At 66.5% G+C, this 17,734-nt stretch carries 14 protein-coding genes and 1 riboswitch; of the genes, 5 read left to right on the top strand and 9 right to left on the bottom strand.

The genetic code is table 11. The features are described 5' to 3' along the window. Positions 1-77 precede the first annotated feature (77 nt). On the top strand, positions 78-542 hold the full coding sequence (gene bfr, locus IB256_RS28410) for a bacterioferritin (protein WP_015475340.1): 465 nt from the start codon (positions 78-80) through the stop codon (positions 540-542). 120 nt (positions 543-662) lie between these two features. Here the strand turns inward: bfr and uvrA are convergent, their stop codons facing one another. Beyond that, a complete protein-coding gene (uvrA, locus tag IB256_RS28405) occupies positions 663-3,497 on the bottom strand; it encodes an excinuclease ABC subunit UvrA (protein WP_192404813.1) in 2,835 nt (944 codons plus the stop codon). 213 nt (positions 3,498-3,710) lie between these two features. Here uvrA and IB256_RS28400 point away from each other — a divergent pair, with 213 nt between their 5' ends. From IB256_RS28400 to IB256_RS28390, 3 genes are all read left to right on the top strand, one after another. Next, positions 3,711-5,099: an MFS transporter gene (locus IB256_RS28400; RefSeq protein ID WP_081517085.1), complete on the top strand. Its 1,389-nt coding sequence runs from the start codon at positions 3,711-3,713 to the stop codon at positions 5,097-5,099. Between the two features lie 18 nt (positions 5,100-5,117). Beyond that, complete coding sequence (ssb, locus tag IB256_RS28395) at positions 5,118-5,615, top strand: single-stranded DNA-binding protein (protein WP_017521888.1); 498 nt, start codon at positions 5,118-5,120, stop codon at positions 5,613-5,615. A gap of 174 nt (positions 5,616-5,789) precedes the next feature. Further along, positions 5,790-5,978: a hypothetical protein gene (locus IB256_RS28390; RefSeq protein ID WP_192290591.1), complete on the top strand. Its 189-nt coding sequence runs from the start codon at positions 5,790-5,792 to the stop codon at positions 5,976-5,978. Between the two features lie 53 nt (positions 5,979-6,031). On the opposite strand, the gene IB256_RS28385 is transcribed toward IB256_RS28390, so the two are convergent. From IB256_RS28385 to cobG, 8 genes are all read right to left on the bottom strand, one after another. Next, on the bottom strand, positions 6,032-7,360 hold the full coding sequence (locus IB256_RS28385; protein ID WP_192290589.1) for an MFS transporter: 1,329 nt from the start codon (positions 7,358-7,360) through the stop codon (positions 6,032-6,034). A 175-nt stretch (positions 7,361-7,535) separates the two neighbouring features. After that, positions 7,536-9,980 (bottom strand): TonB-dependent siderophore receptor, encoded by a 2,445-nt coding sequence (locus IB256_RS28380; RefSeq protein ID WP_192290587.1) that lies wholly within the window; start codon positions 9,978-9,980, stop codon positions 7,536-7,538. 176 nt (positions 9,981-10,156) lie between these two features. Beyond that, positions 10,157-11,131 (bottom strand): FecR family protein, encoded by a 975-nt coding sequence (locus IB256_RS28375; protein ID WP_318652551.1) that lies wholly within the window; start codon positions 11,129-11,131, stop codon positions 10,157-10,159. Continuing rightward, entirely contained in the window at positions 11,128-11,625 is a 498-nt protein-coding gene (locus IB256_RS28370; protein ID WP_192404812.1) for a sigma-70 family RNA polymerase sigma factor, read from the bottom strand. The genes IB256_RS28375 and IB256_RS28370 overlap by 4 nt, the downstream gene beginning before the upstream one ends. A gap of 145 nt (positions 11,626-11,770) precedes the next feature. Further along, a complete protein-coding gene (cobJ, locus tag IB256_RS28365) occupies positions 11,771-13,420 on the bottom strand; it encodes a precorrin-3B C(17)-methyltransferase (protein ID WP_192404811.1) in 1,650 nt (549 codons plus the stop codon). Then, positions 13,420-14,160, bottom strand: coding sequence for a precorrin-2 C(20)-methyltransferase (locus IB256_RS28360; protein ID WP_192404810.1), 741 nt, complete (start codon positions 14,158-14,160; stop codon positions 13,420-13,422). Before IB256_RS28360 ends, cobJ begins: the two co-directional genes overlap by 1 nt. Further along, complete coding sequence (locus IB256_RS28355; protein ID WP_192290583.1) at positions 14,160-14,786, bottom strand: precorrin-8X methylmutase; 627 nt, start codon at positions 14,784-14,786, stop codon at positions 14,160-14,162. The genes IB256_RS28360 and IB256_RS28355 overlap by 1 nt, the downstream gene beginning before the upstream one ends. Continuing rightward, positions 14,779-16,134, bottom strand: coding sequence for a precorrin-3B synthase (gene cobG / locus IB256_RS28350; protein ID WP_405308363.1), 1,356 nt, complete (start codon positions 16,132-16,134; stop codon positions 14,779-14,781). Before cobG ends, IB256_RS28355 begins: the two co-directional genes overlap by 8 nt. 77 nt (positions 16,135-16,211) lie before the next feature. Then, a riboswitch (cobalamin riboswitch) is annotated at positions 16,212-16,452 on the bottom strand. 68 nt (positions 16,453-16,520) lie between these two features. Between cobG and cbiE the strand changes: the two genes are divergently transcribed. Then, a complete protein-coding gene (gene cbiE / locus IB256_RS28345; RefSeq protein WP_192290579.1) occupies positions 16,521-17,732 on the top strand; it encodes a precorrin-6y C5,15-methyltransferase (decarboxylating) subunit CbiE in 1,212 nt (403 codons plus the stop codon). Positions 17,733-17,734: the final 2 nt, after the last annotated feature.

Below are 17,734 nucleotides of genomic sequence, written 5' to 3'. Positions count from 1 at the left end.
GCGGACTTGACCCCGGTCATGGCCAGTCGCGACCATAGCGCCGTTTAATTCGCTGTCACGTCCCAGGGAGAAGGCTGATGCAAGGCCACGCCGAGGTTATCGATTATCTCAACACGCTGCTGACCGGTGAGCTGGCCGCTCGCGACCAGTACTTCATCCACTCGCGCATGTACGAGGACTGGGGCTTTACCAAGCTCTACGAGCGCCTCAACCACGAAATGGAAGAGGAAACCCAGCACGCCGACGCCCTGCTGCGTCGCATCCTGCTGCTCGAAGGCACTCCGCGCATGCGCCCGGACGACATCCACCCGGGCAAGACCGTGCCGGAGATGCTGGAAGCCGACCTTAAGCTGGAGCGTCACGTACGCGCCGCCCTGGCCAAGGGCATCGCCCTGTGCGAGAAGCACAAGGACTTCGTCACCCGCGACATCCTGCGCGTGCAGCTGACCGATACCGAGGAAGACCACGCGTATTGGCTTGAGCAGCAGCTGGGCCTGATCCAGAAGATGGGCCTGGAGAACTACCTGCAGTCGCAGATCTGATCTGTATCTTGCAGGAGCGCGCGAGGCGCGCTGATCGCGGGCATAGTCCGCTCCTACAAGATCCAAAAGAAAAGCCCCTGCGCCATTCGGCGGCAGGGGCTTTTTTCATGCCGGTGCGGATCAGGCCCGATCGCGCTCCAGCAGCGGCTTGAGGAAGTGCCCGGTGTGCGACACCGCCAGTTCCGCGACCTGCTCCGGTGTGCCGGTGGCGATGATCTGGCCGCCCTTGGAGCCGCCCTCGGGGCCGAGGTCGACCAGCCAGTCGGCGGTCTTGATCACATCCAGGTTATGCTCGATCACCACCACCGTGTTGCCGTGGTCGCGCAGGCGGTGCAGCACGTCGAGCAGTTGCTGGATATCCGCGAAGTGCAGGCCGGTGGTCGGCTCGTCGAGGATGTACAGGGTCTTGCCGGTATCACGCTTGGACAGCTCGCGGGACAGCTTCACCCGTTGCGCCTCACCACCGGACAGCGTGGTCGCGCTCTGGCCCAGCTTGATGTACGACAGGCCGACGTCCATCAGTGTCTGCAGCTTGCGGGCGATGGCCGGCACGGCGTCGAAGAACACCCGGGCGTCCTCGATGGTCATGTCCAGCACCTCGGTGATGCTCTTGCCCTTGTAGCGGACTTCCAGGGTCTCGCGGTTGTAGCGCTTGCCCTTGCAGACGTCGCAGGGGACGTAGATGTCCGGCAGGAAGTGCATCTCTACCTTGATCACGCCGTCGCCCTGGCAGGCTTCGCAGCGGCCGCCCTTGACGTTGAACGAGAAACGCCCCGGACCGTAGCCGCGCGAGCGGGCTTCCGGCACGCCGGCGAACAGCTCGCGGATCGGCGTGAACAGCCCGGTGTAGGTCGCCGGGTTGGAGCGCGGGGTGCGGCCGATCGGGCTCTGGTCGATGTCCACCACCTTGTCCAGGTGCTGCAGGCCGTCGAACGAGTCGTAGGGCGCGACCTCCAGCGTGGTGGCGCCGTTGAGCGCGGTGGCGGTGATCGGGAACAGGGTGTTGTTGATCAGCGTCGACTTGCCCGAGCCGGAGACGCCGGTGATGCAGGTGAACAGGCCGACCGGGATTTCCAGGTTGACGTTCTGCAGGTTGTTGCCGCGCGCGCCCTTGAGCTTGAGCAGCTGCTTCTTGTTGCGCGGGGTGCGCTCGGCGGGCACGACGATCTTGGTGCGGCCGGACAGGTAGGCGCCGGTGACCGAGTCCGGATGGTCCATGACCTGTTGCGGTGTGCCCTCGGCGACGATCTGCCCGCCGTGCACGCCGGCGCCGGGGCCGATGTCGACGACATAGTCGGCGAGGCGGATGGCGTCCTCGTCGTGCTCGACCACGATCACCGTGTTGCCCAGGTTGCGCAGATGGGTGAGGGTGCCCAGCAGGCGCTCGTTGTCTCGCTGGTGCAGGCCGATGGAGGGCTCGTCGAGGATGTACATGACGCCCACCAGGCCGGCGCCGATCTGGCTGGCCAGTCGGATGCGCTGGGCCTCGCCGCCGGACAGGGTGTCGGCGCTGCGGTCCAGGGTCAGGTAGTCGAGGCCGACGTTGACCAGGAACTGCAGGCGCTCGCGAATCTCCTTGAGGATCTTCGAGGCGATCTCGCCGCGGCGGCCGGTCAGGGTCAGGCTTTCGGCGTACTCACAGGCGGTGCCCACCGGCATCGAGGTGATCGCCGGCAGGGTCTTGTCGCCCACCCAGACGTGACGCGCCTCGCGGCGCAGGCGGGTGCCGTGGCAGTCCGGGCAGGGCTGGGTGCTGAGGAACTTGGCCAGCTCCTCGCGCACGGTGGCCGACTCGGTCTCGCGGTAGCGGCGCTCCAGGTTCGGCAGGATGCCCTCGAACGGGTGCGCGCGCTTGACGATGTCGCCACGGTCGTTGAGGTAGCGGAACTCGACATTCTCGCGGCCGGAGCCGTTGAGGATGAATTTCTGGTGGTCCGGGTCGAGGTCCTGGAACGGTTCTTCCAGGCTGAAGCCGAAGTGCCCGGCCAGCGAGCCGAGCATCTGGAAGTAGTAGACATTGCGCCGGTCCCAGCCGCGGATCGCGCCCTCGGCGAGGGTCAGCTCGCCGTTGACCACCCGGCGCGCGTCGAAGAACTGCTTCACGCCCAGGCCATCGCAGGTCGGGCAGGCGCCGGCCGGGTTGTTGAAGGAGAACAGCTTGGGTTCCAGCTCGCTGATGGAATGGCCGCAGATCGGGCAGGCGAAGCGGGCGGAGAAGATCATCTCTTCGCCTTCTTCGTCATCCATCGGTGCCACCAGCGCGATGCCGTCTGCCAGGTTGATCGCCGTCTCGAAGGATTCCGCGAGGCGCTGCTGCAGGTCGCCACGCACCTTGAAGCGGTCGACCACGATGTCGATGGAGTGCTTGAGCTTCTTGTCCAGCTTGGGCACTTCATCCAGTTCGTAGAGCTTGCCGTCGACGCGGGCACGGACGAAGCCCTGGGCGCGCATCTCCTCGAACACCGCCAGGTGCTCGCCCTTGCGCTCGCGGATCACCGGAGCCAGCAGCATCAGCTTGCGGCCTTCGGGCAGCGCGAGCACCTGGTCGACCATCTGGCTGACTGTCTGGGCTTCCAGCGGGATATCGTGGTCCGGGCAGCGCGGAATACCCACGCGTGCATAGAGCAGGCGAAGGTAGTCGTAGATCTCGGTGATGGTGCCCACGGTGGAACGCGGGTTGTGGGAGGTGGATTTCTGCTCGATGGAAATTGCCGGCGACAGGCCTTCGATGGTGTCGACATCAGGCTTTTCCATCATCGAGAGGAATTGCCGGGCGTAGGCCGACAGGGATTCCACGTAGCGGCGCTGGCCTTCGGCGTAGAGCGTGTCGAAGGCCAGGGAAGACTTGCCGGAACCGGACAGGCCGGTGATCACGATCAGCTTGTCGCGCGGCAGGGTCAGGTCGATGTTCTTCAGGTTGTGGGTACGTGCCCCACGGATGAGGATCTTGTCCACTGCGGCCTCGCATGGCGGGCGAAAACTATCGATTATACGGGGCGTTTCCGGCACGCGGCAAAGTAGCGCGTGTGTGCCCTTGGACCGTTGGGCTGGTAGAATGCGCGGCTATTTTTCGGCGTTGGCGACAACCGGCCCTGCAAGGCCCGGATGGCGCGCCGCCACGGGGGCAATCCAGCGCATTCCCGTTTTTTGTCTTTTCATGAGGGGCTTATGCACGATTCCCACACTGAGCGCATGAGTGGCACCGAAACCCGCGCGGCCGCCGGCCTGTCCCTGGTCTTCGCGTTCCGCATGCTCGGCATGTTCATGGTCCTGCCGGTGCTCGCCACCTACGGCCAGGACCTGGCCGGCGCCACCCCGGCACTGATCGGCCTGGCCATCGGCGCCTACGGCCTGACCCAGGCGATCCTGCAGATTCCGCTGGGCACCCTGTCCGACCGCATCGGCCGTCGGCCGATCATCGTCGTTGGCCTGCTGGTGTTCGCCGCTGGTGCCGCGCTGGCGGCCAACGCCGACTCCATCTGGGGCATTATCGCCGGCCGCGTCCTGCAGGGCGCCGGGGCGATCTCCGCGGCGGTGATGGCGATGCTCTCCGACCTCACCCGCGAGCAGCACCGCACCAAGGCCATGGCCATGATCGGCATGAGCATCGGCGTATCCTTCGCCGTGGCGATGGTCGCAGGCCCGGTACTGACCCACTGGTTCGGCCTGCACGGCCTGTTCTGGTTCACCGCCGGCATGGCGCTGGTGGGCATGCTGATCATCCTGTTCTTCGTGCCGACCCCCGACCACCGCATGCAGCACCGCGAGTCCAGCGTGGCCAAGCAGTCGCTGCTGCCGACCCTGAAGAACGGCGAACTGCTGCGCCTGGACGCCGGCATTCTGGTCCTGCACGCTATCCTCATGGCCAGCTTCGTCGCGCTGCCACTGGCGCTGGTGGAGCGTGCCGGGCTGCCCAAGGAAGAACACTGGTGGGTCTACCTGACCGCGCTGCTGGTGGGCTTCTTCGGCATGGTCCCGTTCATCATCTACGCCGAGAAGAAGCGTCAGATGAAACGCGTGCTGACCGGTGCCGTGGCGACCCTGATGCTCTGCGAACTGTTCTTCTGGGAGTTCGGCAACAGCCTCAAGGAACTGGTGTTCGGCATCATCGTCTACTTCACCGCGTTCAACCTGCTGGAGGCTTCGCTGCCTTCGCTGGTGAGCAAGGTTTCTCCGGCCGGCGGCAAGGGCACGGCAATGGGCGTGTACTCCACCAGCCAGTTCCTCGGTGCCGCCGTGGGCGGCATCCTGGGTGGCTGGATGTTCCAGCACGGCGGGCTCGACGGGGTGTTCATCGGCTGCGCGGTGCTGGCTGCCATCTGGCTGGCGATTGCTGTTACCATGCGCGAACCGCCTTATGTAACGAGTATTCGCCTGCCTCTTTCCGATGAGGCGCTGCGCGATGCTTCGTTGGCTGAGCGTTTCAAGGCATTGCCCGGTGTGAGCGATGTGATGGTGGTCGCTGAAGAAGCGGCCGCTTATGTCAAAGTGGATTCCCAACAAGTTGATCGCACGTCCCTCGAGCGCCTTGCCGGTGCCGAGCAGGCGACGTGCTGAAGCCTTTAGGAGAGCGTCATGGCCCGTGGGGTTAACAAAGTCATTCTGGTCGGTAACGTTGGTGGCGATCCGGAAACCCGCTACATGCCCAACGGCAACGCAGTGACCAACGTCACCCTGGCCACCAGCGAGAGCTGGAAGGACAAGCAGACCGGTCAGCAGCAGGAGCGTACCGAGTGGCACCGCGTGGTGTTCTTCGGTCGCCTGGCGGAAATCGTCGCCGAGTACGTGCGCAAGGGTTCGCAGATCTACGTCGAAGGCAGCCTGCGTACCCGCAAGTGGCAGGGTCAGGACGGCCAGGACAAGTACACCACCGAAATCGTGGTCGACATCAACGGCAACATGCAGCTGCTGGGCGGCCGTCCGGGCGCCGGTGGTGACGATGCTCCGCGCGCTCCCCGCGAGCCGCAGCAGCGTCCGCAGCAGGCCCAGCGCCCTGCGCCGCAACAGCAGTCCCAGCCCGCGCCGCAACCGGCTCCGGACTACGACAGCTTCGATGACGACATTCCGTTCTAAGCCGAACGGATCGTCACCAAGAGCGCAGCCTTCGAGCTGCGCTTTTGCGTTTCTGGGACGCTCGTTTTGGCGAATCCTTGCAAGGGTCTTTCTCGAAAGCGAGTATTTAATTAGCTAGCTAATTAAATGATTCTGGCATTGCCTTGATGTACGGCAAACCGGAGAAGAAAAGACATGAGCATTACAGTGACCGAGCGTGACGACGACCATAAATCCCGTGAGTTCCGCGCCCACGGCGGGCGTTGCTGGGATGTGCACCAGGAAGGCCAGCTGGTCGGGATCTTCCACACCGAAGGCGAGGCGCAGGCCTACCGCGTCTCCCTGGAGCTGGAGGCGCGCTACCGCCACGCGGCGGAGTTCTAACCCCGGTTGAAGCAAAAGGCCCCGTCGAAGCGGGGCCTTTTGCTGTCTGCCGCTCAGTGCGGCCGTTTGCGCAAGTGATGCGCCGGAATGCCGATCAGCAGGATCAGCGCGCCGATGGCCAGGGTCGCTGCAATCACATCGAAGGCCAGGTACAGATTGCCGGTGGCGGTCTTGATCGCGCCGACCATGATCTGGCTGATCACTCCCGCCAGGCCGCCGATGGCGCTGATCACTGCAATGCCGCCGGCTGCCCGGGCAGGGCTGAGCAGGGCCGGTGGAATGGTCCAGAACAGCGAGAGGGCGGACATCGCCGTTGCTGCGCCGAGGGTCATCAGGGCCACCGAGAGCAGCAGGTGACCCTGGGCGAAACCGAGCAGAAAGAAACTGATGGCGCTGACCAGCATGGTCGCGCCGACGTGCCAGCGGCGTTCCTGGCGCTTGTCCGAGCTGCGACCGAGCAGGTACATGCCGACGATACCCACCGCGTACGGCAGGCTGGCGAGCAGTCCGATGGACTTGAGGTCCTCAATGCCGAAGCCGCGGATCAGTGTCGGCATCCAGTACGATACGGTGTTCGAACCGCTGTAGACGCAGAAGAACACCAGGCCGGCGATATACACCCGCGGGTCGCGCAGCACATCGAGGAAGCGGCCGTGTTCGCCGGATTTCGCCGGCTCGCTGGCCAGTGCCGCCTCCAGGCGATCCTTCTCCTCGTTGCTCAGCCAGTTCGCCTCGCGTGGGCGGTCGGCCAGCCAGTACCAGCCGAACACCCCCAGCAGTATCGCGGGGATGCCTTCGAGGACGAACAGCACCTGCCAGTCACGCAGGCCCATCCAGCCGTGGAAGTAGGTCATGATCCAGCCGGCCAGCGGGCCGCTGGTGATGCCGGCGACCATTGCCGACATGATGAATACGGCGGTGATCCGGCCCCGCAGTTCGCTGGGGAACCAGTACGTGAGGTAGAGAATGACGCCAGGGAAGAACCCGGCTTCAGCGACGCCCAGGAAGAACCGCGCGACGATCAGTTGATTGGCGGTGGTGACGAAGGCGGTGGCCACCGTGACGATGCCCCACAACACCATGATCCGTGTCAGCGTGGCGCGGGCGCCGGCGCGCTGCATGTACAGATTGCTGGGTACCTCGAAGAGGATGTAGCCCAGGTAGAAGATACCGGCGCCGATCCCGTACGCTGCCTCGCTCAGGGCGATGTCTTCGGCCATGCGCAGCTTGGCGAAGGAAATGTTGAGGCGGTCGATGGCGTTGATCGCGTAAGCAAGCACCAGGAATGGCAGCAGACGCCAGATGACCTTGCGATAGAGCGCGCGGCTGGATGACATCTGCTCGGCCAGAGGGGACGAAATCGTCTCGAGACTTTGACTCATGAGTGCTCCTGCTGGCTTGGCCAGGTTGTTCTTGTTGTGCGAGAGCGCGGACAGGAGGGCGAGCATAGAGCGGTGCTGTTCCAGCAGTGCCCACCCGAAGGGGGGATATGGCTGGCTGCATATGTAAGAGGAAGTTGCAGAGGGCATGCGCCCTCTGCAACTGGGTGGCTTGCAATCAGAACTGGTAGTTCACCGTCGCGGTGACGTTGCGCTTCTCGCCGAAGTAGCAGAAGTCCAGGCTGTAGCAGGACGCCACGTAGTCCTTGTCCAGCAGGTTGTTGGCGTTGAGGCTGACGTCCAGGCCCTTCAGGCCGACGCGGGACAGGTCGTAGCCGATGCGTGCATCCACCAGGGTGTAGTCCGGTACGCGCAAGGTGTTTTCCTTGTCTGCCCAGGTCTCGCCGACGTAGCGGGCGCCGCCGCCGAGGGTCAGGCCGTCCAGCGGGCCGGCGTTGAAGCCGTAGTCGGCCCACAGCGAGGCCATGTGCTTGGGCGCCTGGTTCGGGGTATGGCCCTGGTTGCCGTCCAGCGATTTCGTGTAGGTGATGTCGGTGTAGGTGTAGCTGCCGAGTACCTTGAGGTTGTCGGTGACCTGGGTGTGGGCCTCCAGCTCCAGGCCCTGGGAGCGCACTTCACCCACGGAGGTGTAGAAGTTGTCCTGCGGCTCCTTCGACGCGACGTTTTCCTGGGTGATGTGGAAGATCGACGCGGTGTACAGGCTGCGGCTGCCCTCGGGCTGGAATTTCAGGCCGGCTTCCCACTGCTTGCCTTCGGTCGGTTCCAGCGGCGTGCCGGACTGGTCGGAGTAAGCGTTGGGGTTGAACGACTCGGAGTAGCTGATGTACGGCGCGATGCCGTTGTCGAACAGGTACAGCGCGCCGAGGCGTCCGGTGAATTTCTTCCAGTCGTCGTCGGCCTTGCTGCCGCTGCTGCGGTTCTTGTCCTCGACCGTCACCCAGTCCTCGCGCATGCCGAGGGAAAAGCGCCAGTTGTCGACGTCGATCAGGTCCTGCAGGTAGACGCCGGTCTGCTCCAGGCGGCGGGTGTGGTTGTCGTCCGGGTAGTAGCTGATGGCGTCGTTGCCATAGTGCGGGTCGAACGCGTCCAGCGGCTGCGCCGAGCCGGAGCGCCAGTCCACGGTGGTGCGGCGGCGCTGGTAGTCCAGGCCCATCAGCAGGGTGTGCTTGGCCGCGCCAGTGCTGAACTCGGCCTGCGCCATGTTATCCACGATGTACGCCTGCAGGTGCTCGCGGGCGCCGGAGAAGTAGCGGTTCAGGGTGTTCTGGTCAGGCGCTGTCCAGCCGTAGGCGTAGACCTGCGAGAGATCGACGTCGGAATCCAGGTAGCGGAAGTTCTGCCGTGCGGTCCACACGTCGTCGAAACGGTGTTCCAGCTGGTAGCCGAACATGCGCTGCGTACGGTCGAAGTCATCCTTGCTCGGCTCGCCGTCGAAGAACTCGCGGGATATCTTCTGGCCGTTGTGGTGGAACAGTGCGCCGTCCGCCGGCACGCCGCCGTGGTAGCCGCCGTTCGGGTCGTGCTGCAGGTAACCCTGCAGGGTCAGGGTGGTGTCGTCGGTAAAGTCGATGGCCAGGGTCGGGGCGATGGCGTAGCGCTCCTCCTTGACGTGGTCGAACTGGGTGTCCGAACCCTTGCCCAGGCCGACCAGGCGGTAGGCGATGCGCTTCTCCTCATCCAGCGGGCCGCTGAAGTCGAAGCCCATTTCCTTCTGACCCATGTTGCCCACGGTGCCGGTGATCTGGTGGTAGTCCTCGTACAGCGGCTTTTTGCTGGTCAGCGCCACCAGGCCGCCGGGCAGGCTGCGGCCGTAAAGCACCGAGGAGGGGCCCTTGAGCACGTCGATGCGTTCGAGGAAGTACGGGTCGATCTGCATCGAGCTGAAGGTGCCGCTGTCGCCCATGGCCTTCAGGCCGTCGAGGTAGATGTTGTCCACGCTGTTGTCGGCAAAGCCGCGCATGACGATGTAGTCATAGCGGTTCGAGGCGCCGACCTGGCCGGTGAAGATGCCGGGGGTGTAGCGGATCGCCTGCTGTACGGTCTTGGAGGCGGTATCGTCGATCTGCTCGCGGGTGATCACCGAGACGCTCTGGCTGGTTTCCAGCAGGGACTTGGAGGTCTTGGTGGCGATCTGGCTGTGGGTCGCCAGGTAGCCGTCTTCCTCGCCCAGCGCGTTGCCGAGGGCGAACACTTCGCTGGACGGCATGGCCAGCACGTCCCTCGGCGCGGCGGCGCGCAGCACGTAGTTGCCGTCGCCCTGGTCGGCGGCTTCCAACGGAGTGTCGGCCAGCAGGCGCGACAAGCCCTGATCCACCGAGTAGGTCCCGTTCAGCCCGGCCGAGTTCAGGCCGCGGGTCTGCTCCGGCGTGGCCGACAGAGTGATGCCGGCTTCGCGGGCGAAGCTGTTCAGCACCTCGTCCAGCGGTCCGGCCGGAATCGCGTAGGCGCGACTGCTGGTGATGGCGGAAGCGTCTGCGGCGAAGGCGCTCAGCGGCAGGCTAGCTCCCAGGCTGGCGCACAGCAGCGCGCCGCGCACGGCATGGGCCAGCCGGCTGGCGCGGGGCAGGGCGTAGGAGGGCATCGGGAGGTGGACGGCTGGCATGCTGGGGCTTCCGTGGACAAGGGGAATGATCGGGTTATTCCTCCTTGCCGATCCGGTCGGCGAAACCCGACAAAAATAATTCTCGTTTGAGAAATAAAACTGTTTGGCGCTGACATGTAGGAGCGCGCCACGTCCGCGATTGCGCCATGGGGCGCTCCTGCCGATGGAATTGACCGTCAGCCGCGTGCGCTTACCGTCACCCACCAGTCCGTACGCTTTTCCACCCGCACCGGCAGTGTCTGAGGCAACAGGGCCAGCAGCTTGTCGGTGTCGTCCAGGCGGAATACGCCGGACAGTCGCAGGTCGGCCACGCTGGCATCGCAATGCAGATGCCCGTGACGGTAGCGGCCGATCTCGGCGAGGAAGTCCGCCAGGCGCATGTCGCGGGTGACGATCAGGCCGTCGGCCCAGGCGGCGCTGTCCATGTTGCTGCGTTCGGCCAGCAGCGCGCTGTCGCCATTGATCTCGTAGGACTGCCCGGCTTCGGCGATGGTGGTGGTCTGGCCGCGTACGCGCGGGGCGATGGCCACCGAACCTTCCTCGACACTCAGGCGCGTGGAGCGCTCGTCCTGGCGCAGCACGAAGCGGGTGCCCAGGGCCTCGAACAGGCCGTCGCGATTGCGCACCCGCAATGGGCGCGCGGCGTCCTTCGCGGTGCTGACGAGAATCTCGCCGCGCTCCAGCACCAGCAGGCGCTGGCTCGGATCGAAGCGTACGTTCACCGCGCTGTCGGTGTTCAGTTGCAGCAGGCTGCCATCGGCCAGGGTGAAGCGCCGGCGCTCGCCGGTGGTGGTGCTGTAGTCGGCCATCCAGCTTTGCCAGGGAGCGACTTCGCGCGCCAGCCACAGCGCGGAGGCGCCGATGGCGAAGGTCGATAGCAGCTTGAGCGCCTGGCGCCGCTGCAGGCGCTGGCTGGTGTTTTCCAGCGTCTCCAGAGCCACGCGGGCGCCGGGCACGGCCTGGTAGCCGGCGGCCAGTTCGCTGTTCAGCGCCTGCACCCGCAGCCAGGCGGTTTCGTGTTCGGGGTTGGCCTGGCGCCAATGCTCGCAGGCGCTGAGCAACTCAGCATCGGCATTGCCGCTCAGGCGCAGGGTCCACTGGATGGCCTGCTTCACCACCCGCGGATCGGGCGTGGCGCTGGCGCCGCTCACTCGGCGTACCGCAACTGGTAGCAGTGGAACAGCGCTTCGGCGATGTAGCGCTCCACCGAGCGGACCGAGACGCCCAGCACCTCGGCGATCCGCGCATGGGGCATGCCTTCGCACTGGGCCAGCAGGAAAGCGCTGCGCACCTTCGGCTTGAGGCCGTCGAGCAGGCGGGCGATGTTCTCCAGCAGTTGGAGGATGGTGTGCCGGTCTTCCGCCGACGGCACCTGCGCTTCCGGCAGATGGGCGATGGAGTCGAGGTAGGCGCGCTCCAGCTCCTGGCGACGCCAGTGGTCGATCACCAGACCGCGGGCGACGGTGCGCAGGAAGGCGCGCGGGGTATGCAGTTCGACGCGCTCGGGCCTGAGCAATACGCGCAGGAAAGTGTCCTGGGCCAGGTCGGCGGCATCGGCGGCGTTGCCCAGCCGGCCGCGAAGCCAGTTGTGCAGCCAGCCGTGATGGTCGCTGTAGAGCGACTGGACGTCGAAGGTCGAGGACATGGGCGCGCAAAGGTTGCAAATGATAATTTATCGCATTTTCAACAAGGCGATAGCCATTTGCAAGATGTGTCTGAAGCTCCGGTGTTTCCTGTAGGAGCGGGCCATGCCCGCGACCACGCCCGTGGGGCGTTCCTACAGTTTTGCTTCAGCGATACCAGCGCGGCGTATACACCCAGTCGCCACCGCCGGCACGGGGGAAGCGCCGAGTCAGGGAGGAGCCGATGATTACCAGCGTGCGCATATCCACCATCTCCGGCACCAGCTCGCCGAGGGTGACGACGCGCAGGGCTTCCGCCGGGCGGCCGACGTCGCGGCCGAGCACCACCACGGTTTCCGGCGTGCGGTGGCGGCGGACGATTTCCAGCGCGCGCCCCAATTGCCAGGGCCTGGCCCTGGATATCGGGTTGTAGAAGGCCATGGCCAGGTCGGCAGCGCCGGCATGATCGAGACGTTTCTCGATGGCGTCCCAGGGCTTGAGGTTGTCCGACAGGGAAATCAGACAGAAATCATGCCCCAGCGGCGCACCGGCCTTGGCGGCAGCCGCCAGCGCGGCGGACACGCCCGGCAGCACCTCCAGCTCCACACCATGCCAATGCGGGTCGCCGCTCTCGTGCAGGGCTTCCATCACGGCGGCGGCCATGGCGAACACGCCGGGGTCGCCGGAGGAAATCACCACCACGCGCCGGCCGCTGGCGGCCAGTTCGAAGGCATGACGGGCGCGCTGCATTTCCTCGCGGTTGTCGGTGCAGTGGCGCACCTGGTCGTCGCGCAACGGCTCGGCCATCTTCACGTAGGTCTCGTAGCCGAGCAGGTCCTGGGCTTCGTCCAGCGCGCGACGTACGGCAGGAATCATGAAGTCGCTGGCGCCTGGGCCCAGACCGATCACGCTGAGTCGCCCGCGCGGCTGACCAATACCTTGGGCTTCAGCTGGCGTGGCGGCGCGGTGCAGGTGGAAGGAGTCGCCCTGCAGCACCGCTGGCGGCAGTTCGTCGTCGCTGTGGATGAACCGCAGTGGCACGCCCAGCTCACGGGCAGCCTCCGCCAGCGCCGGATCGGCCATGCGGCAGCGCGGCGCCACCAGCGCGGCCAGCGACGCCTCGGCCAGCCCGGCCTGCGCCAGGCCCTGGTGAATGCGCTCGGGCAGTTGCGAGTCCACCAGCGTGACGTGGGCGAGGACGATACGAGGATGGATGCGCAGTTCGTTCTGCGCGATGCCCTCGGCGCGCGCATCGATACGCAGGGTGTGCGCGGCGTCGTCGGCCAGCGGCAGGCCCAGTTCCTCCAGCCAGGGCGCGTCGCCCTCGATGCGCAGGGTGTCGCCGCCCAGCAGGTCGGAGACGAAGCGCTTGCCCTGTTCGATATCCGCCAGTGCATAGCCCGGTGGCGGGTCGAGCAGGCAGGCACCGAAACGCAGCTCGCCGCTGGTGGTGATGGCGGCCGCCACCTCCAGTGCGGCGGCCATCTCGCGGGCCATGCGGTTCACCCCGCCGAGCCCGCCGAGCAGCGGTACCACGGCGCTGCCGTCTTCGGCGACGGCCAGCACTGGCGGCTCAGCGCCTTTCTCGACCAGCAGCGCAGCGAGGGTGCGGATGACGATACCGGCCGCGCACAGGGCGATGATCGGGGTGTCGTCGCGGTAAAGCTGGCGCAGGGTCTCGCCGAAGTTTGTGTAGGACTCATCGGCGCCTTCGACGCGGTCCTTCAGGCCCAGCACACGCGCCTGTGGATAAATACCCTGCAGGCGTCGCGCCGTGGCCAGCGCACCCTGGCCGAGAATGACAATGGCAGCGCGCATCAGCCGTTCCACCGCTGGCCGGGGATGACGATTATCGAGAAGTACGGCGAGGCCATCGGGTCGACGTCGTCCAGCGCCACGATGCGCTGTTCGCGCATGGTCGCGCGCTCGACGTAGTGGGCGCCGCCGTCACGGCCCAGCTCGCGCAGCACGCGACGGACCTTGTCGAAGTTGCGGCCGAGCTTCATCACCACCGCCGCATCGGCGTCGGCCAGGCGACGCTTGAGTTCGTCCTCCGGCAGCACGCCGGACAGCACCGACAGGCTCTGGTTGCGATAAACCAGCGGCACGCCGAGCACCGCCGCGCTGCCGAGCATCGAGCAGACGCCGGGTACGACTTCGGTGTCATACCGTTCCGAAAGACGGTCATGCAGGTACATGTAGGAACCGTAGAAGAACGGGTCGCCCTCGCAGATCACCGCCACGTCGCGGCCGGCATCCAGGTGCATCGCCACCTGCTCGGCGGCGGTGTCATAGAAGTCGCTGATCACGCCTTCGTAGGTCAGCGGTGGCTCCAGCTTCTCGGTGGTCACCGGGTAGACCAGCGGTAGGCGTTGCTGCTCATCGAGCAGGTGCTGCTCGATGATGGCGAAGGCGTTGCCGCCCTGGCCGGCGTGGTGCTTGGCCTTGGCCACGAAGTAGCCGATCACCGGGGACGCGCGCAGCAGGCGCAGGGCCTTGAGGGTCAGCAGTTCCGGGTCGCCCGGGCCGACGCCCAGGCCGATGAGGCGGCCGGTCATCACTCCACCTCCGTGGCCAGGGCGTTCACTGCGGCGGCGGCCATCGCGCTGCCGCCACGGCGGCCTCGGACAATCACGTAGGGCACGCCACGGTTGTCGGCGGCGAGGGCGTCCTTGGATTCCATGGCGCCGACGAAACCCACCGGGAAGCCAAGGATCAGCGCCGGCTTCGGCGCGCCGGCATCGAGCATTTCCAGCAGGTAGAAGAGCGCGGTCGGCGCGTTGCCGATCACCACCACGCTGCCTTCCAGGTGCTCGCGCCAGTGCTCCAGCGCCACCGCGGAGCGGGTATTGCCCCGCTCGCGGGCGAGGTCGGGCACGTCCGCATTGTTGAGGGTGCAGATCACCTCGTTGTGTGCCGGCAGGCGCGCGCGGGTGATGCCCTCGGCGACCATCCGCGCATCGCAGAGGATCGGCGCGCCAGCGGCCAGCGCCGCACGGCCGATGGCCCCGGCGCCGGCGGAGAAGTGCAGGTCCTGCACGACGTCGACCATGCCGCAGGCGTGGATCACCCGCACGGCGAGTTTCTCGAGGTCCGCGGGGATGCCGGACAGATCGGCTTCGGCGCGAATAGTGGCGAAGGACTGGCGGTAGATCGCCTGGCCGTCGCGAATGTAATCAAGCATCGGTGAGGGCTCCGGGTGCGGCCAGCAGGTCGCCGGCGGCATCGAGGGAAAGGTTGCGCGCCAATGGCTGGCCGAAGCCGGCCACGTCGTCGGCGCGACGGAACAGGTCATAGCGGCCGTCGGCGACGGCCAGCAGGGTGTAGGGGGCGACGTGGGCGGCGGCGCAGGAGCGCGGGCAGCCACACAGGTGCACGCCGGCCGGCGGTGCGTGGCGTAGGCGTTCGGCCAGGCGCAGGGCATCGGCCTTGGTGTCGGCCAGCCCGCGGGCGCAACCGCTGGAGCCGCTGCACGCGACCAGGCGCGACAGCGGCTGCGCGGCGTCGATCACCAGGCCGAGATTGGCCAGCGCGCCGAGTACAACGGCGGCATCGGTTTGTGCCACGTCTGGGAGGATCAGGCTTTGCCAGGGAGTCAGACGCAGCTGTCCGACGCTGAAGCGCTCGGCAAGGTCCGCGAGGCCGAACAGGGTGGTGCTGTCGAGTCGTCCGAGGACGAATCCCGCGCCGACCATGGTGCGTTCCGGCTGGCGCTGGGGCTGAATCCCGAGGTGCCCGAAGGTCTGCGGTGCAGGACGCCGCCAGTTATCCACAGCCGGCCCGAGTTGCAGCGCGAACGGCAGGCGTTGCTGCAGGCGCTCCAGCAGCACCTCATCGCAGAGCATCTCGCGCAGGTGGCGCATGCGCGTCTGGCCGTCGCCGGCGAGGTCGAGGAACAGGTGCAGCAGGGCTTCCACCAACTGCGGTACCTGCCCGGCGGACACGGCGGCGAGGGCGGAGCGATCGCTCTCGCGCTGCGGCGGGCAACCGGCCAGGCCGAAGGCGAACAGCGGCGCCGCATCGTCGGACAGGGCCGACAGCCAGAGATCGTTGGGGTGCTCCAGCATCGCCAGCGCTTCGCCGGCGTCCAGTTGGATACCGAACTTGGGTGACAGGTCGTGGAAACGCGGCGTGCGTTCCAGCAGGTCGAGCAGTTGGCGGGCCAGTGGGCTCGCATCGAATGCGCTGCCAGTGCCCAGGCCCATTGCCGGGCTGACCAGCAGGTTGCGCACGTCGTCCGACGCCAGTTCGCGCGGGCCGAGGCCGGCGGCCAGCAACTCACGACTCAGCGCGTTTTCGGCACCCGCATGCACGCCGCGAATCTGCAGGTTGGCGCGGTTGGTCGCTTCCAGCACGCCGTTGGCATGGCGTTCGGCAGCCAGGGCGATGGCGCGCGCGGCGCTGGCGTCGAGTTGCCCGCAGGGCAGCTTGATGCGGCAGATGCCGCCATCGCGGGAGGCCACGATACGCAGCAGGCCGGGGCAGGCATGCGGACGGACGGGCAGAGCTGAGGAGTCTTGCACTGAGGTCACCAGGGCTGGGTCGCGGTGACCTGCGAATCCCCCAAAGGGGACTTCACGACATCGATACACCCCGCTCGATGTCTGCACGCGCGACTGGTTTCGTCGGCAGGTCTCCTGGCTGGCAGGTCCTCATCCAGCGCGGCCTTCCCGGTTGCCCAGTGGCCTGGCCGGCGGCACGGAACCTCGTTCTCGTGTCGCCGCATTGCGCGGACTCGCTGCTTACAGTTGCGGGGGCAGCCACGGCTTAACCGTGTTCCCTCTTCGGCTCTGAGAAACCTCACCGTAAAAGGCGAAGCGTCCTACGAGCACCGACGAAGCGGGTATTATGCCTGCTTTGCCCGAGGTCAGGAAAAGCCTGCCCGTCGGATCGATCGTCGCACCTTCGAGGACATTTCATGACGCCCTGGCTGACCATCGTCGGCATCGGCGAGGACGGCTATGCCGGCCTCGGCAAGGCCGCGCGCCGCGCGCTGCTCGCTGCCAGCGAAGTGATTGGCGCGCCACGCCAGCTGGAGTTGCTGCCGCATTGCCTGGGCGCCCGTCGTCAGGCCTGGCCCAGCCCGTTCAGCCTGGAACCGGTGCTGTGCCGTCGCGGCGAGCCGACCTGCGTACTGGCCAGCGGTGACCCCATGCTGTTCGGCGTCGGCGCGAGCCTTGCCCGTCAGATTCCGTCCGAGGAAATGCTCGTGCTTTCCGCGCCGTCTTCCGCCTCGCTCGCCGCCGCACGGATGGGCTGGGCCTTGCAGGACTGCACGCTGCTGTCGCTGGTGGCGCGCCCATTGACCGCACTCAACGCGCAGATCCACCACGGCTCGAAGCTGTTGATCCTCAGCAACGATGGTGACAGCCCGGCGGCTATTGCTGCGCTGCTGCGCGAACGGGGTTTCGGCGCGAGTCGCCTCAGCGTGCTGGAGCACCTGGGCGGCGAGGTGGAGCGACGCATCGACGGGCTCGCCAGCGACTGGTCGCCGAGCGAGACCGCTGCGCTCAATCTGGTGGCTGTGCAGTGCGTAGCCGGTTTCGACGCGGTGCGTCTGCCGCTGACCATAGGCCTGCCGGACGATGCCTACCGCCATGACGGCCAACTGACCAAACGTGACGTGCGTGCCGTGACCCTGGCACGGCTGGCGCCGAAGCCTGGCGAGCTGCTCTGGGATGTCGGTGCCGGCTGTGGCTCCATCGGAATCGAGTGGATGCGCGCGCATCCGAGCTGCCGCACGCTGGCCATCGAAGCCAACGACGGGCGCCAGGAGCATATCCGTTTCAACCGCGACGCCCTCGGCGTGCCGGCGTTGCAGCTGGTCTGCGGTGCCGCGCCGGAAGCCTTGCTGGGGCTGGAGCGCCCCGACGCGATCTTCATCGGCGGCGGCGTGACCCTGCCCGGCGTGTTCGAGCAGTGCTGGGAACAACTCAGGCCCGGCGGCCGGCTGGTCGCCAACGCCGTCACCCTGCAGAGCGAGTCCATGCTGCTGAGCTGGCGCGCCCGCATCGGCGGCGAGCTGACCCGCCTGTCGGTGTCCCAGGCCCAGCCGCTCGGCGGTTTCGATACCTGGCGCGCGGCGTTGCCGATCACCCTGCTGGAAGTGCGCAAGCCCCTGGCCGACTGACG

Origin of the sequence: Pseudomonas sp. PDM17 (assembly GCF_014851985.1) — a bacterium.
Classification (GTDB): domain Bacteria; phylum Pseudomonadota; class Gammaproteobacteria; order Pseudomonadales; family Pseudomonadaceae; genus Pseudomonas.
Note: the sequence above shows the minus strand (reverse complement) of the source record. Positions and strands in the feature narration are given on the sequence as shown.